This is a genomic window from Pantoea sp. CFSAN033090 (assembly GCF_001264395.1).
Lineage (GTDB): Bacteria > Pseudomonadota > Gammaproteobacteria > Enterobacterales > Enterobacteriaceae > Pantoea > Pantoea agglomerans.
This window is the reverse complement of sequence record NZ_LGYX01000016.1, coordinates 1-24,551: the sequence shown is the minus strand read 5'-3', so window position 1 is coordinate 24,551 and position 24,551 is coordinate 1. Positions and strand designations below refer to the sequence as shown.

21 protein-coding genes are annotated in these 24,551 nt (G+C 56.6%); 7 read left to right on the top strand and 14 right to left on the bottom strand.

Features of this window, described 5'->3' with window-relative positions; all coding sequences use genetic code 11:
• Positions 1–8 precede the first annotated feature (8 nt).
• The gene (gene cho / locus AFL22_RS14995) at positions 9–869 is read left to right on the top strand and encodes an excinuclease Cho (RefSeq protein ID WP_010245728.1); all 861 of its coding nucleotides are present in this window, start codon (positions 9–11) and stop codon (positions 867–869) included.
• Positions 870–942: 73 nt separating this feature from the next.
• Here the strand turns inward: cho and spy are convergent, their stop codons facing one another.
• The 6 genes from spy to AFL22_RS14965 all read right to left on the bottom strand — a co-directional run bounded on the left by spy (position 943) and on the right by AFL22_RS14965 (position 7,831).
• Positions 943–1,437, bottom strand: coding sequence for an ATP-independent periplasmic protein-refolding chaperone Spy (gene spy, locus AFL22_RS14990; protein ID WP_010245731.1), 495 nt, complete (start codon positions 1,435–1,437; stop codon positions 943–945).
• Between the two features lie 308 nt (positions 1,438–1,745).
• Entirely contained in the window at positions 1,746–2,741 is a 996-nt protein-coding gene (gene astE, locus AFL22_RS14985; protein WP_052271694.1) for a succinylglutamate desuccinylase, read from the bottom strand.
• Positions 2,742–2,791: 50 nt separating this feature from the next.
• Positions 2,792–4,120 (bottom strand): N-succinylarginine dihydrolase, encoded by a 1,329-nt coding sequence (gene astB, locus AFL22_RS14980; protein ID WP_052271693.1) that lies wholly within the window; start codon positions 4,118–4,120, stop codon positions 2,792–2,794.
• Positions 4,117–5,586 carry a succinylglutamate-semialdehyde dehydrogenase gene (gene astD / locus AFL22_RS14975; protein ID WP_052271692.1) on the bottom strand — a complete coding sequence of 490 codons (1,470 nt, stop codon included), beginning with the start codon at positions 5,584–5,586 and terminating at the stop codon, positions 4,117–4,119. The genes astB and astD overlap by 4 nt, the downstream gene beginning before the upstream one ends.
• Entirely contained in the window at positions 5,583–6,614 is a 1,032-nt protein-coding gene (gene astA, locus AFL22_RS14970) for an arginine N-succinyltransferase (RefSeq protein ID WP_033757454.1), read from the bottom strand. The genes astD and astA overlap by 4 nt, the downstream gene beginning before the upstream one ends.
• Entirely contained in the window at positions 6,611–7,831 is a 1,221-nt protein-coding gene (locus AFL22_RS14965; protein WP_010245746.1) for an aspartate aminotransferase family protein, read from the bottom strand. The genes astA and AFL22_RS14965 overlap by 4 nt, the downstream gene beginning before the upstream one ends.
• Before the next feature lie 927 nt (positions 7,832–8,758).
• Between AFL22_RS14965 and AFL22_RS14960 the strand changes: the two genes are divergently transcribed.
• Positions 8,759–9,832 carry a porin gene (locus tag AFL22_RS14960; RefSeq protein WP_022625766.1) on the top strand — a complete coding sequence of 358 codons (1,074 nt, stop codon included), beginning with the start codon at positions 8,759–8,761 and terminating at the stop codon, positions 9,830–9,832.
• A gap of 76 nt (positions 9,833–9,908) precedes the next feature.
• Here the strand turns inward: AFL22_RS14960 and AFL22_RS14955 are convergent, their stop codons facing one another.
• Positions 9,909–11,465 carry a bifunctional diguanylate cyclase/phosphodiesterase gene (locus tag AFL22_RS14955; protein WP_052271691.1) on the bottom strand — a complete coding sequence of 519 codons (1,557 nt, stop codon included), beginning with the start codon at positions 11,463–11,465 and terminating at the stop codon, positions 9,909–9,911.
• A gap of 552 nt (positions 11,466–12,017) precedes the next feature.
• Here AFL22_RS14955 and AFL22_RS14950 point away from each other — a divergent pair.
• From AFL22_RS14950 to AFL22_RS14940, 3 genes are all read left to right on the top strand, one after another.
• On the top strand, positions 12,018–13,562 hold the full coding sequence (locus AFL22_RS14950) for a methyl-accepting chemotaxis protein (RefSeq protein ID WP_010245756.1): 1,545 nt from the start codon (positions 12,018–12,020) through the stop codon (positions 13,560–13,562).
• A gap of 333 nt (positions 13,563–13,895) precedes the next feature.
• Positions 13,896–14,378, top strand: coding sequence for a MarR family transcriptional regulator (locus AFL22_RS14945; RefSeq protein WP_050679955.1), 483 nt, complete (start codon positions 13,896–13,898; stop codon positions 14,376–14,378).
• 102 nt (positions 14,379–14,480) lie between these two features.
• Positions 14,481–14,681, top strand: coding sequence for a hypothetical protein (locus tag AFL22_RS14940; protein WP_194709459.1), 201 nt, complete (start codon positions 14,481–14,483; stop codon positions 14,679–14,681).
• A 271-nt stretch (positions 14,682–14,952) separates the two neighbouring features.
• Here AFL22_RS14940 and AFL22_RS14935 read toward each other — a convergent pair whose 3' ends face one another.
• The 7 genes from AFL22_RS14935 to AFL22_RS14900 all read right to left on the bottom strand — a co-directional run bounded on the left by AFL22_RS14935 (position 14,953) and on the right by AFL22_RS14900 (position 22,652).
• A complete protein-coding gene (locus tag AFL22_RS14935) occupies positions 14,953–16,386 on the bottom strand; it encodes a YchO/YchP family invasin (protein WP_171820329.1) in 1,434 nt (477 codons plus the stop codon).
• 173 nt (positions 16,387–16,559) lie between these two features.
• Positions 16,560–17,357, bottom strand: a complete 798-nt coding sequence (locus tag AFL22_RS14930) for an SDR family oxidoreductase (protein ID WP_052271690.1) — start codon at positions 17,355–17,357, stop codon at positions 16,560–16,562.
• A gap of 11 nt (positions 17,358–17,368) precedes the next feature.
• Complete coding sequence (locus tag AFL22_RS14925) at positions 17,369–18,436, bottom strand: ABC transporter permease (protein WP_033771599.1); 1,068 nt, start codon at positions 18,434–18,436, stop codon at positions 17,369–17,371.
• Between the two features lie 227 nt (positions 18,437–18,663).
• Positions 18,664–20,196: a sugar ABC transporter ATP-binding protein gene (locus AFL22_RS14915; protein WP_052271689.1), complete on the bottom strand. Its 1,533-nt coding sequence runs from the start codon at positions 20,194–20,196 to the stop codon at positions 18,664–18,666.
• Between the two features lie 10 nt (positions 20,197–20,206).
• Positions 20,207–20,818 (bottom strand): DUF2291 domain-containing protein, encoded by a 612-nt coding sequence (locus AFL22_RS14910; protein WP_010245779.1) that lies wholly within the window; start codon positions 20,816–20,818, stop codon positions 20,207–20,209.
• Between the two features lie 45 nt (positions 20,819–20,863).
• On the bottom strand, positions 20,864–21,799 hold the full coding sequence (locus AFL22_RS14905) for a D-ribose ABC transporter substrate-binding protein (RefSeq protein ID WP_010670004.1): 936 nt from the start codon (positions 21,797–21,799) through the stop codon (positions 20,864–20,866).
• A 55-nt stretch (positions 21,800–21,854) separates the two neighbouring features.
• Positions 21,855–22,652: a GolD/DthD family dehydrogenase gene (locus tag AFL22_RS14900; protein ID WP_052271688.1), complete on the bottom strand. Its 798-nt coding sequence runs from the start codon at positions 22,650–22,652 to the stop codon at positions 21,855–21,857.
• Between the two features lie 352 nt (positions 22,653–23,004).
• Between AFL22_RS14900 and AFL22_RS14895 the strand changes: the two genes are divergently transcribed.
• Together AFL22_RS14895 and AFL22_RS14890 are read left to right on the top strand one after the other, a co-directional pair.
• Complete coding sequence (locus tag AFL22_RS14895; RefSeq protein WP_010245789.1) at positions 23,005–23,817, top strand: DeoR/GlpR family DNA-binding transcription regulator; 813 nt, start codon at positions 23,005–23,007, stop codon at positions 23,815–23,817.
• 109 nt (positions 23,818–23,926) lie between these two features.
• On the top strand, positions 23,927–24,280 hold the full coding sequence (locus tag AFL22_RS14890; protein WP_031292988.1) for a DUF6404 family protein: 354 nt from the start codon (positions 23,927–23,929) through the stop codon (positions 24,278–24,280).
• Positions 24,281–24,551 lie beyond the last annotated feature (271 nt).

Genomic DNA, 24,551 nt, shown 5'->3' with positions numbered 1-24,551 from the left:
AGTCCATCTTGGTCAGACGTTCTGCCATACTTCGCCCCGAACCCGACGCGAATGCAATTTATCAATATCCCGAACACCTGCGTGAATGGCTGGAAGGCCTGCCAAATCATCCTGGCGTCTATACCTTTCATGGCGAAAGTGAGTCGCTGCCGCTCTATATCGGTAAAAGTGTGAATCTGCGTTCGCGGGTGATGTCCCATTTCCGCACCCCGGATGAGGCGAAAATGCTGCGCCAGTCGCGGCGTGTAAGCTGGATCCCTACCGCGGGCGACCTCGGCGCGCTGCTGCTGGAAGCGCAGATGATCAAAACCCAGCAGCCGCTGTTCAATAAGCGACTGCGCAAAAACCGGCAGCTCTGTTCATTGCAGATTACCGACGGCAAACCGAATGTGGTCTATGCAAAAGACCTCGATTTCAGCCAGTCCCCCAACCTGTTTGGGCTCTATCGCAGTCGCTTCGCCGCGCTGGAACGGCTCAAGCAGCTCGCGGATGAGTATCAGCTCTGTCATGGCCTGCTGGGTCTGGAAGCGCTGAGTGCGGGGCGAGGCTGCTTCCGCTCGGCACTGCGCCGTTGCGCCGGGGCCTGCTGTGGAAAAGAGCCGGTCAGCGATCATCAGGATCGACTGCTGGAGGCGCTGGAAAACGTGCGGGTGTTCTGCTGGCCATGGCAGGGTGCCGTGGGGCTGGTGGAGGAAGGCAAAGAGATGACGCAGATCCACGTTATCGACCACTGGTTCTATCTCGGTTCGGTCAGCAGCATGGATGAGGCCAGAAAACTGCAGCGGCCCAAAGGCGGTTTTGATCATGACGGCTACAAAATCCTCTGCCGCCCGATTCTGTCAGGTGCCTACCCTATTCTGCCGCTATAAAAAAACCGCCGACGCTGCCCACTCACCTTCAGTGGACAGCGCCGGCGGTCTCAGACCGTTCGCTTAACGAGTGTTATTCAGCCGGTTCTGCTGGCGGTGCCATTTTGCCCTCGTGCGGGCCTTTCTCAGTCAGACGCTTTTCAAAGTTAGCGTTGTACTGTTTCTTCTGCTCCGGCGTCAGCACGTTATAGAGCTTGTTCTGGGTTTCCAGCATCTTCAGCGCATGCTCTTTGGCATTGGCGGACATCTTCTCTGCCTGTGCTTCTGCTTTGCTCTGGTCGAAGCTGTCAGAGGCAATAATGCTGTGGGCCGCACGACGCTCGTCCAGTGACGGGCGTTTCATATCTTTGTGGCTCTCTTTCATGATGTCGCGCATCTGAGTTTTCTGCGCGTCGGTCAGGTTCAGACCTTTAAACATCATCTCCATGCCGTGGCGCATTGGCGGCTTGTGCATCGCTTTTTCGCTGCCTGCTGGCGGTGGAGTCAGGTTGTCAGCGGCTGCATGGACGGCGCTGGCTGCACCAAACGCCAGCGAAGAAGCCAGTAAAAGGGAAGTCAGTTTGCGCATAATAGTGTCCTTATAATTCATGATAATGACGACAGCACTCTGTCGCGTCTTCGGAAACAAGCATACGACGCTGAACGTCAACTACTCAGAGCCTGAGTAAAGCCGTGAAAGCATAAAAGATAAAAATCGGGCAATCATGAAGAGAATAAGAAGAAAGGCGTGAGGAATAGAAAATGTTTATGAATTTAAAGCGAATTTGGCAGAAATCATGGAGGAGTGTAAGGGTTACGACAGGAAAGCGGAAGCCGATCTTCCACTTTTCCTGTCGGTTTTTTAGCGCCGAGGGTCTGCGCTGTTAACAACCGCTATCAGACCGGCAGCGCCTGAGTCTGTTCGCTCTCTTCAATCAGCATCAGTCCGGCACGCAGCCCGGCGGCCACGTTGGGGTTAGGGAACAGCACATATTCCCGCGCCTGCTGCACGTAATAGCGGGTGCTACCATCTTCCGCCAGCAACGTCCCCTGTGGAAACGCGGTAAAGTTCAGCGTTTCCGGCGACATATGCAGCGTAAAGTGCTCACTCAGTCGGGTGATCTGCTGCGCGACCCGATAGTGACGGGGTTTAACCGTCGCCGCAGGCAGCGCTTCGCCATAGAGTAAAGACGCCAGCGCCTGCTGTGCCGCACTGAACTGACTGAGATCGTTTTCGCCAAACGGCAGCGCTTTGCCCAGCTCCAGGGTACAACTGGCCGCACCGAAGTGCTCGCAGCTGAAGTGGGTAAAGGTGCCGCCCGGCGAGCGATGGAACACCAGCGCTTCCAGCCCGGCAGCGGCCAGCCAGTCAAGAAACGCGGGCGGCCAGGGGCGTTCATTGTGCGGCATCACGCCAAACTGAGGATGATAAGAGCCACGAATAGCCGTGTGCATGTCGAGATGCCAGCGCGTCTCATCGCACTCGCCCAGCTGCCAGAAGGTCTCCAGCGCCTGCTCCAGCCGCAGCACGCGGCGGGCCTCATCACCATCATCAATCTGCTGCCAGCGTCCGCCAAACAGCCGGTTAATGTCATAACGCACATAGCGCTTACCGGCGCGTAGCGCTGAGGGATTACCCAGAATCACCAGCATGCGCTGCTGTAATGGCTTTTCGCCCCGCAGCAGCGGATTAACCAGCTGGTTCACCATTTCTACCGGGGCTGTTTCATTGCCGTGGATCCCGGCAGAGAGCACCAGCGCCTGTTTAACCGGCACCGTCGGCTCCATCAACAGTATGCCGTGATACAACCATTGCCAGCGAAGATGCGCCGTTTCACCACTACGCTTACGCGGCACCTCGCCGGAGAGCGTTTGCTGTAAAAAGTCCTGCATCGTTCCTCCTTTTCGCCCTGAGCAGGCGGCAGCCTGTGCTGCCCCCTCCTTCACTGCTGAAATGCATATACATTTCCTAAGTCTAGCAGCTTCGTCAGTTCATCCAGCGCGTCGCGTCCCTCACGCAGCAATTGTGGGTCGACCAGATCGGCCTGGGTCAGGCGATCGCGGTAATGACGGTCAACCCAGTTATTCAGCGTGCTGAAGAGCCGATCGTTCATCAGCACCGCCGGATTCACTGCCTGCTGCTCCTGTGATGTCAGCACCACCCGCAAACGCAGGCAGGCTGGACCACCCCCGTTATACATGCTTTCGCGCAGATCAAACACCTTCAGGGCTTTGAGTGGCGTGTCAGCCTCAACCTGTTCACACAGGTAGCGCCAGACACCCGGATGCTGACGTGACTCCTCCGGCAGCACCAGCATCATGGTGCCGTCGGGACGGCTCAGCAACTGACTGTTAAACAGATAGGTCTCTACCGCATCTTTCACTGACACCCGATTTTCCGGCACTACCAGCGCAACAAAACCGGGGACGCGCGACCGAAGCTGCGCCAGCAGTTCAGGCTGATTAACAAAGGCGTGCTGGTGACAGAAGAGCATCTGCTGGTTACTTACCGCAATCACATCGTTATGGAACACGCCCTGATCGATCACCGCAGGATTCTGCTGCGCATACAGCACGCTTTCCGGTGAGAGCTGATGCAGACGGGCGACCGCCTCGCTGGCTTCCCGGGTCTGACGTGCCGGATAGCGCTGCGGGGTTTTGCCCTCATGGCTGCTGTCGCGGCCATAGACAAACAGCTGCACGCCGCGCTCACCATAAGCGCCACCCAGCCGGTTATGGTTCGCCGCTCCCTCATCGCCAAACATCGCCACCTGCGGCAAGGCATCATGCACCGCAAAATGGCGATCGTCGCAGAAGATGGAACGCAGCAGCCAGGCCGTTTCCGGCGCTTCTATCGCACGGTGGAATTTGTTGTTAAGGTTCGCCACAGTCAGGTGAACCCGGCCATCAAGGCTGTCCGCTGACGGCGAGACCGTGGCAGCATTGGCGACCCACATCGCCGAGGCTGAACTGACGGCGGAGAGTAATCCCGGCGCAGTTTTGCCGGCCGCAGCCAGCACCTGCTCATCGCTGCCACCAAAGCCGAGCTGGCGCAGCGCCGCAATATTGGGCCGCTCATGCGGCGGAATCACCCCCTGCACGTAGCCCATATCGGCCAGCGCTTTCATCTTGAGCAACCCCTGCTTTGCCGCCAGACGGGGATTCGACGGCTGCAGCTGATTGCGGGTCGAGGCTTCGTTGCCAAACGACAGCCCGGCATAGTGGTGTGTTAACCCCACCAGCCCATCAAAGTTGGCCTCGGTTGCCTTCATGACGTCGTCTCCTGGGTGGAGAAATCGAGGCCCGGCGACAGCGTGGCGGGCAGCGTCAGGTCAGGCGTCTCCAGCGAGGCCATTGGCCAGGCGCAGTAATCCGCCGCATACCAGGCGCTGGCGCGATGGTTGCCCGAGGCACCAATGCCGCCAAACGGTGCGGTACTGGCTGCGCCGGTCAGCGGTTTGTTCCAGTTGACGATACCGGCACGCGCTTCAAGCAGCAACTGATCAAACTGCTGGCGTGAAGGCGAGATCAATCCGCACGACAGGCCATAACGGGTCTGGTTCGCCAGCGCTATCGCCTCTTCAAATGTCTCATAGCGGACTATGCCTAACAGCGGACCAAAGACCTCTTCATCCGGAATGCCCTGCACGCCGGTTAAATCGATAATACCTGGCGTCAGGATGGCACTGTGGCGATCCGGCCAGCGCATTTCCAGCAGCACCTCGCCGCCCGCCTCAACCCGCCGTTGCCACTCACCCATAATCTTCTCTGCTGCGCCGGTGGAGATCACGCTGCCCATAAACGGCTGCGGTTCAGCATTCCAGGCGGCGGGTTGCAGTCGCCCCGCCACCTCCACCAGTCGCCGCAGAAACGCATCCCCTGCATCGCCGCGTCTGACCAGCAGACGCCGCGCGCAGGTGCAGCGCTGACCGGCGGTAATAAAGGCTGACTGCAACGTGATGTTGACAGCCGCATCAGTGTCCGCCGGATCTTCAACAATCAGGGCATTGTTACCGCCCATCTCCAGCGCCAGCATCTTTTCAGGCTGACCGGCAAACTGGCGATGCAGCTGATAGCCGGTATGGGCGCTGCCGGTAAACAGCAGGCCATCAATCTGCTGACAGTTGGCCAGCGCCTGACCAGTCTCACGTCCGCCCTGTAACAGTGCCAGCACGCCGGCAGGCAGGCCCGCAGCCAGCCAGAGCTCAACGGTTTTTTCGGCGGTCAGCGGCGTCAGTTCGCTGGGTTTAAATACCACGCAGTTGCCCGCCAGCAGCGCCGGAACGATATGGCCGTTTGGCAGATGTCCCGGGAAGTTATAGGGACCAAACACCGCCAGTACCCCATGCGGGCGGTGGCGCAGCGAGCTTTCGCCTTCATGCTGTTCACCGGTGCGGCTATGGTATGCCTTCACGGAAAAGCCGATTTTGTTGATCATCGCGCCCACTTCGGTCAGCGCTTCCCAGCGCGGCTTGCCGGTTTCACGGGCGATAGTTTCCGCCAGCGCCGTTTTATGCGCCTCAAGCCCGGCGGCAAATTTCTCAACGATCGCCTGCCGTTCCGCCAGCGGGCGTCTGGCCCAGGCTGGAAATGCGTCGCGCGCCGCCTCACAGGCTGCGGTGACCTGAGCGGCTGAGGCCGCTTGGCCCTGCCATAACATCTCGCCGCTGACCGGATCCGCTTTCGTCAGAATCTCAGCTTCACCGTCCAGCCATTGTCCATTTATCAGATGTGTCATGCTGTTTTCTCCTCTTTGCAGAGCGTCACCACGCGCAGGCTGTCGCCCGGCTGGCAATGGAGCGCCTGCATCTGTTCATCCGTGAGTTGCACGCTGTCGCTGTCAGCCTTTGCCGGAATCAGCGCTACACGGAACTGGCGATAATCGCTATTGGCAACCAGACAGAGCGGGCCATCAGCCGGGTTTTCGCCCCGTTCTGCGCTGCGCAGACGGCTTTTACGCACGGCACGGATATGATCGATATCGCACTCCAGCGTCGGGCCGCCATCAAAAATGTCGACATAATTGAGGTAGCGGAAGCCCTCTGCTTCAAGCACCGCCCGCGCAGGCGCGGTTTGCGGATGGACCTGTCCAATCACCGCCTGCGCTTCCGGTGTCAGGTAGTCGATGTAGAGCGGATGTTTCGGCATCAGTTCAGCGATAAACGATTTCTGTCCGGTGCCACTAAGGAAGTCCGCTTTGCTGAATTCCATAGAGAAGAAGCGGCTGCCGACGCTCTCCCAGAACGGCGAATGGCCCTGCTCATCGCTGACGCCACGCATCTCGGCCACCACCCGGTTGGTGAAACGTTCACGGAAACTGGCCATAAACAGGAAGCGTGACTTCGACAGCAGATAGCCGTTTTTGCCATCACGGTAATCGGGATCGAGAAACAGCGTGCAGAGCTCACTGCTGCCGGTATGGTCATTACTCAGCGACAGAGTGGGCAGCGCGGCATAAACATTCAGCTCTTTTGAGGCGTGCACCTGGGTACCGACGCGAAAGTTGTACCAGGGATCCTGCAGCCCCACCGCCACCTCAATGGCGCAGATGCCGACGGCGCGGTTATCTTCGCTATCGGCCAGCACAAAGACATAGCCCTGTTCGGCACGTGGCAGAGAATCCTCCCAGGTCTGCAGCGATCGATCGATACGCGCCTGAAGCGTCGCGCTATCAACCGGCAACGAGGTCAGCCCGCCACCGGTTTTGCCCGCCAGCGCCATCAGCTGGCTTAAGTCATCGCGTTCAACCGGACGGATTACCATCATGATGTTGACCCTCGCACCAGGCTTTCACACACTTCGGCAAAGCGGGCCATGCCCAGCTTCACTTCCTGCTCACTGATATTCAGCGCCGGGGCAAAACGCACCACATTGGCACCCGCAATCAGCACCATGACGCCCATTTCCGCGGCGGCAAGGTTGATCGCTTTGGCTTTACCGGCAAAATCGTCGCTGAGCACCGCGCCAATCAGCAGGCCAAGACCACGCACTTCTTTAAACAGATGCAGACGCTGGTTGATCTCATCCAGTGCCGCAACAATCCACTGGTGACGTTCTGTTACACCCGCCATCAGTTCAGGCTGGTTGATCAGCTCCATGACTTTACCTGCCACTGCGCCCGCCAGCGGATTGCCGCCATAGGTGGTGCCGTGGGTGCCAACGCCCATCACCAGCGCCAGATCTTCGCGCGTCAGCATCGCACCAATCGGGAAGCCGCCGCCCAGCGCTTTGGCGCTGGTGAGCACATCCGGCGTGACGCCATAATGCATGTAGGCATAAAGCGAACCGGTACGGCCAACGCCACTCTGCACTTCATCAAAAATCAGCAAAGCCTGATGCTTATCACAGAGCTCACGCAATCCACGCAGAAACGCCGGATCGGCAGGCAGCACGCCACCTTCACCCTGAATCGGTTCAACAATGACTGCGCAGGTATGGTCATTAATCAGTTCAGCCGCCGCCGCCAGATCGTTAAACGGGGCATGCTGGATCTCTGGCGGCAGCGGCGCAAAATCTTTTGAGTAAGCGGGCTGACCCCCGGCTGTTACCGTAAACAGGGTGCGGCCATGAAATGCATTCTTAAACGCCACGATGCCACTTTTATGCGGACCCACACGATCATGTGCCACCTTGCGCGCCAGTTTCAGCGCCGCTTCGTTCGCCTCCGCCCCGGAGTTACAGAAGAACACCCGGTCAGCGAAGGTGGCATCGATCAACTGCTTCGCCAGCCGCAGGATCGGTTCGTTGGTGTAGCCATTACCGGTATGCCATAAACGTGCGGCCTGTTCCTGCAGCGCCTGTTGTAATGCCGGATGCGCATGCCCTAACGCATTGACGGCGATGCCACCGGCGAAGTCGATATAATCTTTGCCGTTTTGATCCCAGACGGTGGAGCCTTCCGCGCGAACCGGTATAAAAGTCGCAGGCGCATAAACCGGCATCATCCATTGATCGAAATCGTGACGTGAAACGTGCAGTGCCATAACCCACTCTCCTGCTTTACTTTACCGGCCGGGTAAAGCTTATGTTTTAAAATTGTTAAAAGATGTTGTAGTGCAGCCCTACTGTAGAGTGCAGTTAACGTGCCAGCCAGAGAATTAATGCATAAAATGGTCTTCACGACGTAATATCAATGAGTTACATGCTGACAATATTCACTTAATTTGCATATATAGTGAATAGTTGTCTGATTGCAGCGCCAGAACCGGGTTTTAAACAGCAGAATTATGCATTCACGGGATGAAATATCGCTTTTGTGATCGCTGATAAATTATCTCTCCAGAAAAGCCCCTCCACTGCCCTGTTTTAGCGCAGTTTGCCTCGCGCTGGTGCAGCCATTACGCGGGGAACTCGCCCGGAAATGTCAGAACACCCTGGTTTTATTTAACAAAAGTTTTTCATTTCCCCCTGCAGACACATTAATCTGCGTATCTTTTTCAGGCTATTTTATAAACAGGCTGATCAACATTTAATCAGCAACTCTGACTATTATTCCGGAGGTGATTATCGGGCCAGAAAGAATATTCCAGAAAGATGAACAAATATTAATACGCAGACTAATGGTTAGGATAAAAGCCTTATAAGGCTATTCTTAGCGGATAATCACCCATAATTAAATCAGGGGTTATATTGATTTAAAAATGTACAAAAAAAGCCCATTTAAGACCACTACACACAAATACAATCCATTGATAAATATATATAAAATCAGATAACTCATGATTACTTATTAGAAGAAAATCTTATTACTTTACAATTTAATCTTCTGTTCCTGGCTGTTATTCATCAGCTGAATATAGACATCACATTTTGTTACTTTTATTGCACTTTGTAGTTTTACCTTTTTGTGTCATTTTCTTTTCACCCCATACCAGGGGAATAATAATTAATGAATACAGGGTAATAATTAAATGATGAAGCGCACTTTACTGGCGGCTGTCATGCCGTTACTGATCGGTCTCTCCTCCGCGCAGGCCGCAGAAGTTTATAACAAGGATGGCAATAAGCTGGATCTGGTCGGCAAGATTAACGTGTCACACCTCTTTTCTGACGATAACAACAACGATGGTGATACCTCCTCTTATGCCCGCTTTGGCTTTAAAGGCGAGACAAAGATTACTGACCAGCTTACCGGCTACGGTTTCTGGCAGTATCAGTATAGTCTGCATAACTCCGAGGGCAGTGACGCCCAGGCCACCAACCGTACCCGTCTGGGCTATGCTGGCCTGAAGTTTGGCGAGGCGGGTTCGCTGGATTACGGACGTAACTACGGCCTGGTCTATGACGTGCTGAGTTATACCGATATGCTGCCGTTCTTCGGCGGCGACTCCGGTTATACCGACGCCTTTCTCTCTGGCCGCTCAACCGGTGTGCTGACCTGGCGTAACAGCAATTTCTTTGGTCTGGTCGACGGCTTAAACCTTGCCGCGCAGTATCAGGGCAAAAACGATCGCAGCAGTAACATTGACGGCGTGCGTCGTTCCAACGGCGACGGCTTCGCCCTCTCCGCTTCCTATGACTTCGATTTCGGCCTGAGTTTTGCCGGCGCGTTTGCCAGCCTGGATCGCACCACGGCGCAGAACGCTGCCGCACGCGGAGAAGGCGAAAAAGCCCAGCACTGGGCGACCTCGGTGAAATATGATGCGAACCAGGTCTATCTGGCTGCCATGTACGGTGAAACGCTGAACGCCACGCCAATTACTGGCGGTTTCGCTAACAAAGCGCAGAACTTTGAAGCCGTGGCGCAGTATCAGTTCCTGAACGGCTTCCGTCCGTCCGTGGGTTACGTCTCATCCAAAGGCAAGGAAATTGAGAATATCGGCGATGCCGACATCATTAAATACACCGCCGTGGGTGCCACTTACTACTTCAACAAGAACATGTCGGTCTATGGTGAATACCGCATCAACCTGTTGAAAGATAACAATCCGCTTCGCCTGGCGACCGACGACATCACAGCCCTGGGTCTGATTTACCAGTTCTGATGTGACAGCGGGCCCGGCTCTGACCGCCGGGCCCGTTTTTTGTTTTAAACACGACCACAGAGAGTGTTACGCGCTTTCAGCCCAGCGACCTGACTAAGCTAACGGCCATCGCCTCTTCCTGCATCAATTCCTCCACGTTAGCGGACGCCAGCAACGTGGTGGCCTGCCCGGCAGGAACCGGACGGCTGAAGAGATATCCCTGACCATAATCACAGCCGCGCTTTCTCAGCCACCTCAGCGTGGCAACATCCTCAATGCCCTCAGCAGTAATGATCACATTAAGCCCCTGACAGAGTGCCAGCAGCGTTTCCACCACTTTTCGCTGCTCAGATCCGGTCACGATTCCGGCGATAAACGTCTGGTCAATTTTGATTTTGGTAATACCCAGCCCCAGCAAAACCGACAGGTTGGAGTAGCCGGTGCCAAAATCATCCAGCACCACTCCGATACCGGCCTCTTTCAGCAGACGGATCGCCTGGCGGGCATCGTCAGAAATGGCCATGACATTCTGTTCGGTGATTTCAAGTTCCAGCATTACCGGCCCGGCATGCTGCATAATGCTGGACAAACAGCTGGTCAGCGACGGTCTCAGCAACTGCTCCGGGGTAATGTTCAGCGACAGGCAGAGCCCGGCTGGCCATGCCCGGGTTGCACTGACAGCATCCTGCAGCAGCGCCACGGTCATGCTGTCCATCAACCCCAGCCGCTCCACCACTGGCAGAAACTCTGCAGGTGAAACCGTCTGACCGGACGCAGTGATCCAGCGCGCCAGTATCTCAAAGCCGGTAATGTTACCAGTGCGCAGTGAAACCAGCGGCTGCAGAAAGGGAACGATGGCATGTCCGCTAACGGCGGCAACAACCTCCTGCTCCAGCCTTTCCCGCTGGCGAAAGCGCAGCTCCATGTCCGGGGAGAATCGTGCCAGACAGGCGCACTTATCCTGCTTCGCCTCGTACAGCGCCAGATCCGCCGCCCGCACGACATCGGCCTGACCCGTGCAGGCTGAGCTGGCGATGCCTGCTGAAAGGCTCAGGAAGGTGTGCGGACCGGTCCGGATGGATACCGCATGCTGGCAGAAGCTTTCGGCGGCGGCCAGCGCCTGATCTGCCTGTGAAGCCTGGGCAACAATGGCAAATTCATCCCCACCGATGCGAAACACCTGACTCCCGGTATCCGCCGAAGCGATCAGCAGATTGGCCAGCGCGACCAGCGTGGCGTCGCCCTGACGATGACCGTTCAGGTCATTGATATTCTTAAAGTCATTGATGTCGAGCAGCGTCAGGGTGTAGGGCGTCCCGTCGGCATCAAGCGCAGCAATGTGTGCAGTGAACGATCGGCGGTTCATGACTCCCGTCAGCGCATCAGTTCCGGCCAGCCTGAGCGCGTTTTTTTCCGCACGCAGCGTGTTGTGGATCAGACCCGCGATAAGCAGCGCCGGAATAATCATTGCCAGTCCGGCAAACGAGGTGGAGGTCAGGATAAACCGCAGCCGCTCGCTGGTTTCAAAATCGGGATCATAGCTCAGGCCCAGCAGGCTGGAGATCCACGCCTCGAGCCCGAATTCCCACAGCGTGGAGAGTAAAATGATGGTCGCAATATTCAGCATTGCGAGCCAGAAAAGTTTCAGGCGCATGCGTTAGTTCCCGGTGATGGAAAGTGTCAGAGTTTTGTTTTAATTTTCAGTAAAAAACCGGGGCGTACTTCTCATACAATGTCTGCTAAGCTGCCGACAATTATCACCCCTCCGCTATTTTTACTCATCGCATTCGCACGTTCTCACCCGCCTTACGGCAGTGAGGCAGACGTTCTGCGAAGCCCGATGCGTGTCGGTTACGTCATCAATGTCGAATAGTGTTCTATCGGCAGCAGCAGCCAGATTAACAGGCCCGTCCGGTTAAATTTGTGCATTCCGGTGTTTTTAACGGGTTATGACGCTGGCGTATCGCGCGGCTACAAAGCGCGAAAAGGCGCACATTCGTCAGGCGATAAAAAGCGATTTATCAGGATATTGGCCGGAATTTCGTTATCACTCCCGTTACGATTTTTGTGGCATAACGGGGTGGGTATACGTGCAGTTTTTAATTTCGTTAAATTAAATAGCGAACAATTTAGTTAAACGTAACTCTCCAGAAGTTCTCTCGCCTGCCGATACCGGTTTACCCAATGAACTCTTTCGGAACGAGAGATGAAAATTTCAACGCGCCTTAGCGCAGGTTTTGGCTTGCTTATTCTGCTGTTTATTATCTGTACCGGCACCGCGATTCACGCGCTGGATAGCGCTCGCGATGGTATGGACGAGGTGGTTAATGTCCGTTTGAAAAAGTACCAGACGGTGCTGGATATGCGCGGTGGCGTGCGGGATATGGCAATCGCGGTGCGTAACCTTGCTCTGCTGACCGATCCCGTTGCCATGAAGCCAGAATGGGAACGTCTGCAAAAACAGCGCGCGCTTTATATCAGCAACCGCGAAGCACTCTCAGGCATGATGCAGACCGACCCCGGACAGGCAGGACGGGAGGCGATGAGCAGAATCGAGTCCACTGAAGAGGCCGCTCTCTCCACGCTGATGACCGCCGGGAAACTGGGGATGGAAAATCGTCAGCAGGAGGTCACCGACTATCTGTTAAAGGTGGCGCGTCCGGCTCAGCAGAGCCTGCTGAAGGCGATAAACGATCTGACCGAGCTTGAGATGCGCAGCAGCCGGGATGCGGTAGTGGATAACGGCATCGCTATCGCCCGCACCACCTGGATACTGATCATCCTGGCGGTGCTCTCCGTGCTGGCTGCCGTCGTCACCTGCGCGTTTATTGTGCGGATACTGATGCGCCAGCTGGGCGGCGAACCGGTGCAGGCTCAGACGCTGGCTGCTGCGATTGCCGCCGGTGATCTCACCTCGCCGGTCACGCTGCGCCGTGGCGACAGCACCAGCCTGCTTGCGTCGCTCAGCGGCATGCAGACCAACCTGCGCGAACTGGTTACGCAGATCAAAGGGGCATCCGCCTCGGTGGCGCTGGCGGCCGATGAGATTTCGCAGGGCAATACCGAGCTTTCATCCCGTACCGAGCAGCAGGCTGCTGCGCTGCAGGAAACGGCCGCCAGCATGGAGCAGCTCACCGCCACGGTAAAAAGCAACGCCGCGGGCGCGCAGCAGACTGCCGGTTCAGCGCGCGAGGCCGCCACCCTGGCCCAGGCGGGCGAAGCAGATGTCCAGCGCCTGTCAGAAACCATGCATGACATTTCGCTGAGTGCCGTTCGGGTACGCGATATTACGTCGGTGATTGAAGGCATCGCTTTCCAGACCAATATTCTGGCGCTCAACGCCGCCGTAGAAGCCGCGCGCGCTGGTGAAGAGGGCCGCGGATTTGCCGTGGTTGCGGGTGAAGTCCGCTCACTGGCCCAGCGCAGCGCCACCGCAGCACGCGACATTAAGCAGCTGATTGAGCAGGCCGTGACGCAGGTCGAGGATGGCGTGACCGTAGCGGCCGGAACGGGTGAGCGCATCCTGAAGATTGTCAGCCGCGTCGGTGAACTGGCCGATGCTATGGACAACCTCTCCCTCTCCTCCGGTGAACAGATGCAGGGCATCTCCCAGGTCAGTATTGCGGTGAGTCAGATGGATGGCGTCACGCAGAATAACGCCGCGCTGGTGGAAGAGTCCTCTTCTGCATCGCAGTCACTGCTGGCCCAGGCGCGCGACCTGCGCGGCATGGTAGAGACCTTCACCGTATAAGCCGTATCGGCGGGCGGCTTCAGCCTGGGTTAAATGCTGAAATTGTCCTGCCGATCTTAGCTGCGTTGCACCCGGCGCACGTTGTGCGCAAGGGTTGCGACCGGTTATGTTGACTTCAATTTAATTTGACTCAATACTGTGCCGACTTTCAATCGGCGGCGCAGCTAAAGGCTTTTTCTCCCGCTGCGATAGCGCTTAAAAGTCTGGTGTCTTACACCAGAAAGAGATGCTGCCGAAATCAACATCTCCCCGAGATACTATTCGCGAGATTTCACGGCTGACCAACAGCCTGGGGTCTGGCTGTCCCACCCCGGACTCAGAATGAGTAAAGATATGAATGACGAACCCGCGGGGATCTCCGATACGCCTCCCGCCAGTGCAGCGCCTGAAACCATCGACCAGTTTCTCTGCTTTGCGCTCTATTCCGCCTCACTTGCCATGACAAAGCTCTATCAGTCGCGGTTAAAACCGCTGGGAGTGACCTATCCGCAATATCTGGTGCTGCTGGTGCTGTGGGAGAAAGATCGCCTGACCGTCTCTGATATTGGTGCACGCGTCCGGCTTGATTCCGGCACGCTCAGCCAGCTTCTGAAGCGGCTTGAAAGCGCGGGCATTATCTGCCGCCAGCGTGACACGGGAAATGATGAGCGCCGGGTACTGATCTCCCTGACAGAACAGGGCCACCAGCTTAAAGTCGCCGCGGCTGGCGTCCCGGCTGATATGATCTCGGTGATGGATACCGCCTGTAGTGAACTCGGTGAGCTGACGACCCAGGTGGCAACGCTGCGTGAAAAGCTGCTTAAGGCCCTGCCATGATGCTGGCTTATAAAAAACCTGTGACCAGGCTGATAAAGCTGAATCGCCTGAGTGTTACCTCTTCAGGTGCTATTCAACAGAACGGTTGCGCTGGAGTTTCTATTGAGTACCGATAAACCGGCAGATATGGCTGACGTCCATGCCGTTGTAGGGCAGGCGGTGTCGAGCCTGCTGAAGTCAGGCAAGACGGCAGGCTTACAGGACATAATCGCATTCCTGCAGCATCAGCAGGCACGGTCGGTAAACGGTCAGCGAGAAGTCTACGCCAGAGCGGTGCGTATTGTGATGAGCATGGTTAACTGATAACCGGGCCGCTGTGCTAAACGGCGGCGCTGCCCGCGCCTTCTTAATATCAATACCCTGCCCGCAGCGCAGCGTCGTTCCTGCTTTCACCCGGCGATTCCCGCTCTCATTTCAGGATCAATAGTGATGTCACTCTGCCGCGCCTTCGTCAACCCGACAACTTATCTCTGCCAGTAACCGCTGTCGGGCCTGCAGACGTTAACAACAGCGTCTGCACACCACCGCCGCTATTAACTCCCCCCTATCCTTTCTGTGCAGTAAAGCATTCCTGCTAAAGTGTGGTGCCACCGGGTGCCATCAAATCATAACGATCGTTCTGCGGGGCCTCGTCCACGGTCATCGGTGGCTGAATTTTCAGGGTGATCCAGTTAGAGGTCACACGCTGCTGCTTGCTATCCTCCAGCGTTACCGACAGGCGATATTCGTTGCTGGCGTCTGGCGACGGATCCCACTGCGGTAAGATCACACTCCAGCCCTGCGGATCGGCGTTATTGGCCGGAGGTGTCAGGCTCAGCGCCTGCGTATCACCCTGCCAGCTTACCGCCTTGATAGCATTGCTGGCGCGCACCTGCAGCTTCAGCGGCAGACTCTCGCCACTGCTTAACTGCCAGGGCGGGGTTGCCAGAAACACGGACAGCGTTTTGCGCTGACGGAAGGCGAGCACCGGCGTATCGCTGCGGGTGACGGTATCGTAACGGCTGCCGCGCAGGGAGTGCGCCTCCGCGACGTTTCCGGCATCGAGCTGACGTCGCAGCGCCACGCCAAAGCGATAGTTGAGTTTCAGCCCCAGCTGATCCTGACTCTCACCAGCGCTGCTGGTTTTATGGGTGGCAGACAGCGTCACCAGCGGCACGGGAGTGTAAGAGAGGCCAAACGACATGGCGGAGGGATTGTGATAGCGGTTGCCGCTGTTAAACAGATCGACATTCTCACCCAGATATTGCTGATAGCTCACCGAAACGCCCAGCTGACGATAAAAGGGCAGATAGCTCTGGCTGGTAATATCGTAGCCGCGCGCCATGCGCTGCTGCTGCGAATCGCCCAGATTTTTCCAGCCGGAAAGCGGCTGATAGTAGTTGGCCGAGAAGCGCATTGAATCGCTCCACGCTTCCGTGCCCACAGAGGCGCGCTGCAGGCCGCTGCTGAACACGCGGTCAACAAAGCCGTTGTAACCCAGCAGCCAGTCACCGGCATCCCAGCGTTGCCCCAGTCCCGCATTGCCAACCAGGCCATCGCCGGTATCGTGCAGACCAAGCTGGCTGAAGGTGAGCCGGCTGTTTTCGTCGGCCAGTGCGCTGAAGAGATCGCCGCCGGTGCCGGTAAAGTTTCCGTTCATGTCGACTTTCAGATCCAGCTGCGCGGTGCCGTAAGGGGAAAGCAGTGACTGCCCTTCGCTCTCAACCCGATCGGCCACTTCATCGCGCAGATGATTGAACGCCCAGACGCCCGCCTGCTGACCAAACGTGACATTGCTGTCGCTGTTGTTACTCGCTTCACCGATACTTTTGGCCACGGCCGCCAGCTTTTTGCTCCACTCTTCATCCTGATCGCTGGCACCGCCGAGCGTCGGCAGCGACTGACTGTAGCGCGCAGGATTGTCGAATGGCGTCTCTGACACCGCTGTTTCAGTCTGGAAGGCGCGGGCGCTCTGCGTGGCAGTCAGCGACAGCGCAATCAAAGAGAGAACCCCTGTTTTCCGTATCATGTCACCCGGCACATTGATTAGTTCGTAGCTGCAATTAAACAAAAATCATCAGCTATTACCTTAACATATTGTGACGGCGATGCAGGACAGCAGCGGCGAATTGTGCATATAACAGAAAAGTCCGGGTCAGAAAAAGGCCTGCGTTTACAGCAGGCCTGCGATCTCTCACCGCATCAGGAGAAGATCAACCCGCCATCCACATTGATGGTCTGCCCGGTGATGTAGCGCGCATCCTCTGATGCCAGAAAGGCCACCAGTCCGGCGACATCTTCCGGCTGACCGGCACGCTTCAGCGGAATGTTTTTCACCCACTCCGCCATCAGCTCCCCTTTACCGTAGGTTTTCTCCTCGCTGCTGAGGATCTCGCCCCAGACGCGATCGTTGTAATCCCACATCTCACTCTCAATGATGCCAGGGCAAAAAGCGTTGACCGTAATGTTCCACGGCGCCAGCTCCAGCGCCAGACTCTGGGTAATGCCTATCACCCCCATTTTGCTGGCGGCGTAGTGCGGCGTGTAGATAAAGCCCTGTCGTCCCTGCCCCGATGAGGTGTTGATCAGGCTGCCACTGCGCTGCTGCACCATATATTTCGCCGCTTCACGGCAGCAAAGCCAGACGCCGGTGGTGTTAACCGCCAGAATCCGCTCAAAGTCGCTTTTCGGCATGGTGTCGAAGCGGTCGATGGTGATCACACCCGCATTCTGTATCGAGACGTCGATCTGACCAAAGCGTTCAAAGGCCTGCTGATAGAGCTGCTGAACCGCAGCTTCATCCGTGATATCGACCTGCAGCGCCAGAATCTCACTGCCATACTGCTGCTGAAGCTGGTCGGCTGTAGCGAACACCCGGTCAGCATTCGACACCATCACCAGCCTGGCCCCGTCGCGGGCGAAACGCGCCGCGATCCCGGCCCCGATGCCACGACAGGCACCGGTTATCATCACTGTTTTTCCACGTTGTTCGCGGCTCATAATCGCTCCTGTTAACTGTGACGAATATCAGTAAGGGGGGCTGCCTGCTGCTTTTTTTCATGGCGACGCAGCAGCACCACTTTGCTTTGCAGACGTTGCTGGAACTGGTCGATGACTACCGCAGTCACAATCACCAGACCTTTGATCACCATCTGCCAGAAATCGCTGACGCCCATCATCACCATGCCATCCGCCAGGAAGACGATAACGAAAGCGCCAATAATCGAGCCGGAAACCCGGCCACGTCCACCTGCCAGCGCCGTGCCGCCCAGCACGGTGGCACCAATGGCATCCATCTCAAACATGTTGCCGGTCATCGGGTGCGCAGTCTGCAACTGAGAGGCCACCACCAGCCCGACGAGTCCCGCGCAGAGGCCGGAAAAGGCGTAGACAAAGACTTTCACCTTGATAATCGGCACACCCGCCAGTCGCGCGGCGGACTCATTGCCGCCAATGGCGTAGATGTAACGACCCAGCGGGGTTTTGCGCGTCAGGTAGAGGCCGAGCAGTAAAAAGCCGAGCATCAGCCAGATTGGCAGATAAACGCCCAGTACGGTGCCGGAGCCGAGCAGCGAAAAGCCGGTGTTGCCCAGCGCGGGCACTCCCACCAGGTTAGCGTAGGTGCCGCCGTCGTTGAACAGCAACGCCGCACCGCGCGCCACATACATCATGCCCAGGGTGCAGATAAAGGGTGCGACGCCCAGTCGGGTGATCACCGTGCCGTTAATCAGCCCCACCAGCACGCCAAAGATGGCCACCACCAGAATCACTTCAGGCACATTGAGAAACAGCGTATTGCCGCCCCACAACGGGATGCCATTGGTGAGCAGTGCGCCCGCCACCATGCCGCAGATCCCGGCGACCGCACCCACCGAGAGATCGATACCGCCGGTCAGGATCACCAGCGTCATACCAATGGCCAGCAGGCCGGTAATCGCCACGTGTTGCGTCATGATCAGCAGGTTAGAGGGGGTGAGAAAGTTCGGCACCATCACGCTGAAAAAGCCGACCACAATCAGCAACGCAATAAAGGTGCGGGCCTTGAGCAGGTACATATAGAGCAGATATTTTTGGTTCATGAAATTCTCCGGCCAGCTTAGAGCCTGGCCCGCCAGGCGTAATGGTTTCAGGCAGTCTGGACACGGACAGCGCGGAACAACCGGCACGTACACGCAGTACGTGAGGATTACTCGCTGTGCTCGCCCCTTCAGGGCCGCCCTGACGGGCGTTCAGGTTGCTAAAGCAGCCTGTGTGACCACTGCCCAGGTTCAGACGGACAAATAAAATAGCCTGATGGGTCAGGCTCTTAATCCTGCGGGGTTGATGCCGCAATCAGATGTTCTCGCGTCGCCGCTGCGCGCGGCAGATCGGCAGTAATCCGGCCATCGGCCATCACTAAAATGCGGTCCGCCAGCGCCATCACCTCATCCAGTTCAGACGAGGAGAACATCACTGCCAGCCCCTGCTGTGCCAGACTGCCAATCAGGTGATAGACGTCGGTTTTGGCACCCACGTCGATACCGCGCGTTGGCTCATCCAGCAGCACCACCTGCGGCCCGGTCATCAGCGCTTTACCCAGCACCACCTTCTGCTGATTACCGCCGCTCAGCGCCGTAACCGGCAGGTCGGGATCGCTGACTTTAATCGCCAGATGGCCGATCATCTCACTGACCCGCTGCTGCTCCCTGGCAGGATTCAACAGCCCCAGCGCACGTCGAAAACCGCGCAGGCTGAAGTCAGAGAGCGTCATGTTGGCGGTGACCGACATCAGTTCAATCACCCCTTCGCCTTTGCGATCTTCGGGCACCAGCGCTATGCCACTTTTCAGCCGCTGCTGGAAGCTGCGTTTCGCCAGATCCCTGCCCGCTAAACGTACCCGGCCCGACTGACAGGGCATCAGGCCAATAAGCCCCTTAAACAGCTCGGTACGTCCGGCACCCAGCAGACCATAAATGCCGATCACCTCGCCTTTGCGCAGCGTAAAACTGACGTCATTCAGCTTGTAACCGCCGTTCTGATGCAGCGCAGTCAGGCCCTCTACCTCCAGCACCGTTTCCCCCTGTGGCGCAGGCTGATAGTCGAACTGCTTTTTCTTGTCACCCACCATCTGGGCGATAATCCACGGCACGCTGGCGTCCCGTACCTCGCGCTCACTGATAAAACGGCCATCGCGGAAAATGGTGATGTGATCGCCAATCTCCATCAGCTCTTCCAGCCGGTGAGAAATGTAGATAATGGTGACCCCACGCCGCTTAAGCTGATCGATGACGTTAAACAGCACTTTCACTTCAGACTGGCTCAGGGCGCTGGTCGGTTCATCCATGATCAGCACCCGGGTATCCTTCGACAGCGCCCGGGCGATCTCCACCAGCTGCTGATGACCAATACCCAGCTCACCCAGCGGCGCGTAAGGATCGACATCCAGCTGCAGCCGCTCCAGCAGCGACTTTGCCAGCGCGTACTGATACTTTTCATTGATCACCCCGCGCTGGAAATACTCATTGGCGATAAAGATGTTGTCCATCACGTTCATGTTGGGAAACAGATTCAGCTCCTGAAAAATGATGCTGATCCCCTGCTTCTCCGCCTGATGCGTGGAGTTCAGCGACACCACCTTGCCATCCAGCAGAATCTCGCCCGACGACGGCGTCTCTACACCCGCCAGCATCTTCATCATGGTGGACTTTCCGGCGCCGTTCTCACCGATCAGCACGTTAACTTTATTGCGGTAGACCCGATAACTGACCTGATCGAGCGCGGTCACGCCGGGATAAAGACGCGACACGATGCGCGTTTCGATAATCACGTCGCCGGACTGTTGCGGTTGAGGATTTTGCATCTGCCGCTCCTTATTGCCGGGTGATCGCAGCCGGAGTGATATCCGGCAGCTGCTGCGGAATGTCCCAGCTGCTGAACACGCCGGAAACCCTCACTTTATCGCCCACCTTCGGCGCAAACTGCTGCATCAGAGTGGAGGCGTGCTGGTTAATCGCCTTGCCGTAATCACCAAACAGCACTTGGTCATTGAAGTCCTGATAGCTCACGCCTTTGTAGACATCCCGCAAAGCGGTGCCACGAATGATTGGCCCTACCTGGATTGTGACACTGTCACCTGATTCATCTTTCACGGTCATCTTCCCGCTGCGTGACGTGGTATTTACGGCGGTCACCTCGCCGCTAACCGAGACGCTGAACACACAGGGATTCTCAGCCTGACTGCGATAGCCGTAGCTCTGACAGGCACTGTCAAAGTCTTTGGCAGACTGCAGCGACTTCATCAGCGTCGCCAGCGGTTTAGCCTCTGCCTGAACCTGTGGCACCAGTTTCTGCTGCCAGAGCTGGTCGATGTTCGCCATTTTCGGATTGGGGGGATTTTTCAGGGCAGCCAGCTCCTGCTGCGACACAATTTTGCAGCCGCTTAACAGCAAGACCACCAGCGTCAGCCAGACTCTTCGGGACATCATCTTCTCCCTGGCGCCCGCTTTCGCAGGCGCGACAGCGTTTAATTACGACTTGTAGTTAAAGTCCTGTACACCTTTAGCATTTTCCGGGGTAATCAGAATGCCGCGGAACATCACCCGCTGTTTTTCCGGCTTCACGCCCTTCTGAATGAAGTTATCGAGATCGGTCACCCCTTCAGCGGCAATCGCCTGCGCCTGCAACATGACCGTGGCTTTCAGCGTGCCCGCCTTCACCGCATCGCGTTCGTCGTTGCTGCCATCAATCCCCACCACGATGACATCGTTGCGACCGGCCGCCTTCAGCGCGGCAATGGCACCCAGCGCCACCGGGCCGTTACCGCAGATCACCCCTTTCACATCCGGATGCGCCTGCAGGATGCTGTCCATAATGCGCTTGCCGTCGATCAGCGTGCCTTTGGCATCCTGACGTGCCACGCTCTGCATATCAGGATACTGATCCAGCACCTGATGGAACGATTTCGAGCGTGTCACGCAGTTGTTATCCGCCAGGTTACAGGCGAGCTCGGCGTATTTGCCCTTTTCGCCCATCTTTTCAACAAAGACGTTGGCAACGTCTGAACCCGCCTGGAAGTTGTTGTGGGTGATCTGTGCCAGCGCCACATCATCCACCGGGATTTCGCGGTTGATCAGCACCACCGGGATCCCGGCATCTTTGGCTTTTTTAATCGCCGCCACGCTGGCGGTGGAGTCGGCGTTATCCAGCACGATGCCCTGTACTTTTTTACCGATAGCGGCGTCGATTAGTTCGCTCTGTTTCTTCACATCTTCGCCGTGCGACAGCACCGTCGTTTTGTAACCCAGCTCCTGCGCTTTGAGATTGGCGCCTTTGGCTTCGGAGGCGTAGTAGGGATTATCGAGTGAGTTAACCAGAATCATAATGGTGCCCTTTTCGGCGGCAAACGCCGCCTGCGAAACCAGACAGGCAGCCACGGCAGTGCACAGCAAGGTACGGTTTTTCATGATGTTCTCTCTTATCGTTATGGCAGGGTATGAATTCCCGGGTGCAGGATTGGCCTTACCAGATGGTAAAGCCCCCATCGATCATCAAGTCGGCGCCGGTGATCATGTCGCTGCCGTTGCTGGCGAAAAACAGCACCGCAGCGGCGATCTCATCGGTATAGGCAAAGCGTCCGAGCGGAATCAGCTTCTTCATCTGCTCGCCCTTCTCGCCGCGCCAGGCCTTTTCGCCCATCGGCGTCAGCACTACGGTGGGCGACAGGGTGTTAACGTTAATCCGATGCGGGGCAAACTCTTTGGCCATCACTTTGGTCATGCCCAGCAGGCCCGCTTTGGCTGAGGTGTAGGCGACATGGTTGTCGATAGCGATGGATGCCGCCTGGGAGGCGATATTAATAATTTTGCCGCCCGCACCGGCACGGATCATCAGCCGTGCGGCGGCCTGTGAGCAGAGAAAAGGCCCGGTGAGATTCACCGCAATCTGCTTCTGCCACTCGTCAAAATCGGTTTCGATCACCGGCTGCAGCATCACGTAGCCTGCGCAGTTCACCAGGATATCGATCCGGCCATAGTGGGAAACCACATCGTCAAAAGCCTGTTCAACCGACGCAGGATCGGTAACGTCACAGCAGACAAACTGCACCCGCTCGACGGGGAAATCTGTCCTCAGGCTGGCCACCTTCTCTGCTTCAAACGGCGGATAGAGTAGTGCCAGACTCGCGCCCTTCTCCAGCAACATGCCATTGGTCGCCATCGCGATACCGCCAAGCCCGCCGGTCACGACGGCCACTTTGCCAGCCAGATTCATTGCGGTATCCACGCCGTAGCGCAGGTTTACGTCATATTCACCACTCATCCCACTCTTCCCCTCAGATTTTTGCCGATGCCGTTGACTCACTCATTTTCGAACAAAAATATAAGCTATCGAAAAGAAATGTTGTGTGGAGCAGATCAAATTTCGACCATCTGCCCTGCAAAGCAGCTTATCTGATTGAAAAGACGTGATCTGGCTTCCAGTCCCGAAATAAAGGCAGCTGGCTGCAATCCGGAAAGCATGAGAGATTCAATAACCTGCACATTTTATATTTTCGTTCGAAAACCAAAGACAGATCAGGCTATCTCGCATTCATAAAAATGGCGCGTTAAACTCAGCCACAAAGACCTTGTTCGCCCGACTTCTCAGGTTATTGGAAAAGGGAGCATTTCGATTGAAAAGCAAAAGTGAGCAGTTCGCTGACATGCAGCAACGCCGCGAGAAAATTCTGGAGATGATCCGTGAGGATGGCACGGTCACGGTGAAAGCTTTGACGGAGACCTTTGGACTGACCGAAGCCACCTTACGCAGCGACCTTCGCATGCTGCAAAAACAGGGCTTTGTGCAGCGCTACCATGGTGGCGCGACGCTGATGACGGGCAAACAGAATACCGGGGCGATGCTGCTGGAGCGGCAGACACATCTGGAAGAGAAAGAGGCGATTGGCCGGCTGGCGGCGCAGCATATCGAAAATGGCGACACGGTGATTTTCGATTCCGGCACCACGACCACCGCGATCACCGATGCCATCAGCCACATCCGCCGCCTGTCGGTCGTGACAACCGCGGTGAATATCGCCCTGAAACTGGGCGGCGAGCCGGGGATCAACATCCTGCTGACCGGCGGTACCTTTAAATTTCCGACGCTCTCTACCTCCGGCGAAAAGGCGGCCAGCTTCTTCGAAAACGTGCTGGCCGGTAAACTCTTCCTGGCGACCGCCTGCATCTCACCGCGTCTGGGCCTGAGCTTCCCCAGTGAAACCGACATCAAGGTAAAGCTGGCGATGATCAAATCCGCCAGCACGGTTTACGTGGTCGCTGACTCCAGCAAAATCGACAAGGTTTCGATGTTCGCGCTGCCCTGTGACTGGAGCAATATCCACTACCTGATCACCGACAGCGGCATCAGCACTGCGCAGGTCAAAGCGTTTGAAGCACTAGGCGTGAAAGTGCTGGTGGCCCCGCTGCCGCTGAAGCGGGCGATGTAATGCTTGTTGAAACAACATCGATTCAGCCACTCGCTGTCATCAGACAGCCACAGGATTAAGTTACGCTCCAGAGCGAATGCTAAGCAGGGATGTAACGGATGATAAAACGATGAAAAACGAGATTTTCGAGCGCAGGAAAGCGCGGGCTTTAGCCCTGATGGCAGCGAAGAAAATATGGCCGAGTAACTCTGCTCCGCCATTACATCGTTTGTTATGGAAAATGAATATCCATCTTCCACCCCCGAGTTTCACTCCTTTCTGGCTCAATCTTGTGGTGTTTGCCAGCATGTACACGCTTATGATGCCACTGCTGCTCTTATTGCCTTCTCTTCCGGGCGTGTCTGACGACAACTATTCGCTGATACCCAATCTGATCGCAGGTCTGTTCTTCGGTACGACAATGGCACTGTTTCACGCATATCGAAAAAAGGTTCACAACCTGCCTGTGTGGGAGGAGCTTTAAAGCCAGCTAAAGCTCCATCGTCTTTTATACAGTGCACCTGCACGACGCACCGTCTTACCAACCCTCACCTGCCTTCCCACACTGGACTGCTCTTTTCGTCCTGCTCGGGCACTTCCACTCTCATCAACCGCACTCAATCCAGATCTGATCCCAAAAAAAACCGCACCGCCGCCAGCCGGGCAGGAAGGGCCTGCCTGAAGAGCAAAGTGTGCGAGCCAGGGATGGCGAGCCCAGTCTGCAGGGATGCGTGATCCCTTTGCGATCAGGCAGG

Coding starts and splice junctions, on each gene's coding strand:
- AFL22_RS14960 (WP_022625766.1), top strand. CDS start 8,759: ATGATGAAGCGCACTTTACTGGCGGCTGTCATGCCGTTACTGATCGGT.
- AFL22_RS14905 (WP_010670004.1), bottom strand. CDS start 21,799: ATGAAAAACCGTACCTTGCTGTGCACTGCCGTGGCTGCCTGTCTGGTT.
- AFL22_RS14910 (WP_010245779.1), bottom strand. CDS start 20,818: ATGTCCCGAAGAGTCTGGCTGACGCTGGTGGTCTTGCTGTTAAGCGGC.
- AFL22_RS14930 (WP_052271690.1), bottom strand. CDS start 17,357: ATGAGCCGCGAACAACGTGGAAAAACAGTGATGATAACCGGTGCCTGT.
- AFL22_RS14890 (WP_031292988.1), top strand. CDS start 23,927: ATGAAAAACGAGATTTTCGAGCGCAGGAAAGCGCGGGCTTTAGCCCTG.
- astD (WP_052271692.1), bottom strand. CDS start 5,586: ATGACACATCTGATAAATGGACAATGGCTGGACGGTGAAGCTGAGATT.
- astE (WP_052271694.1), bottom strand. CDS start 2,741: ATGCAGGACTTTTTACAGCAAACGCTCTCCGGCGAGGTGCCGCGTAAG.
- AFL22_RS14945 (WP_050679955.1), top strand. CDS start 13,896: ATGAATGACGAACCCGCGGGGATCTCCGATACGCCTCCCGCCAGTGCA.
- AFL22_RS14935 (WP_171820329.1), bottom strand. CDS start 16,386: ATGATACGGAAAACAGGGGTTCTCTCTTTGATTGCGCTGTCGCTGACT.
- AFL22_RS14955 (WP_052271691.1), bottom strand. CDS start 11,465: ATGCGCCTGAAACTTTTCTGGCTCGCAATGCTGAATATTGCGACCATC.
- AFL22_RS14925 (WP_033771599.1), bottom strand. CDS start 18,436: ATGAACCAAAAATATCTGCTCTATATGTACCTGCTCAAGGCCCGCACC.
- AFL22_RS14915 (WP_052271689.1), bottom strand. CDS start 20,196: ATGCAAAATCCTCAACCGCAACAGTCCGGCGACGTGATTATCGAAACG.
- astB (WP_052271693.1), bottom strand. CDS start 4,120: ATGAAGGCAACCGAGGCCAACTTTGATGGGCTGGTGGGGTTAACACAC.
- AFL22_RS14965 (WP_010245746.1), bottom strand. CDS start 7,831: ATGGCACTGCACGTTTCACGTCACGATTTCGATCAATGGATGATGCCG.
- AFL22_RS14950 (WP_010245756.1), top strand. CDS start 12,018: ATGAAAATTTCAACGCGCCTTAGCGCAGGTTTTGGCTTGCTTATTCTG.
- astA (WP_033757454.1), bottom strand. CDS start 6,614: ATGATGGTAATCCGTCCGGTTGAACGCGATGACTTAAGCCAGCTGATG.
- AFL22_RS14900 (WP_052271688.1), bottom strand. CDS start 22,652: ATGAGTGGTGAATATGACGTAAACCTGCGCTACGGCGTGGATACCGCA.
- spy (WP_010245731.1), bottom strand. CDS start 1,437: ATGCGCAAACTGACTTCCCTTTTACTGGCTTCTTCGCTGGCGTTTGGT.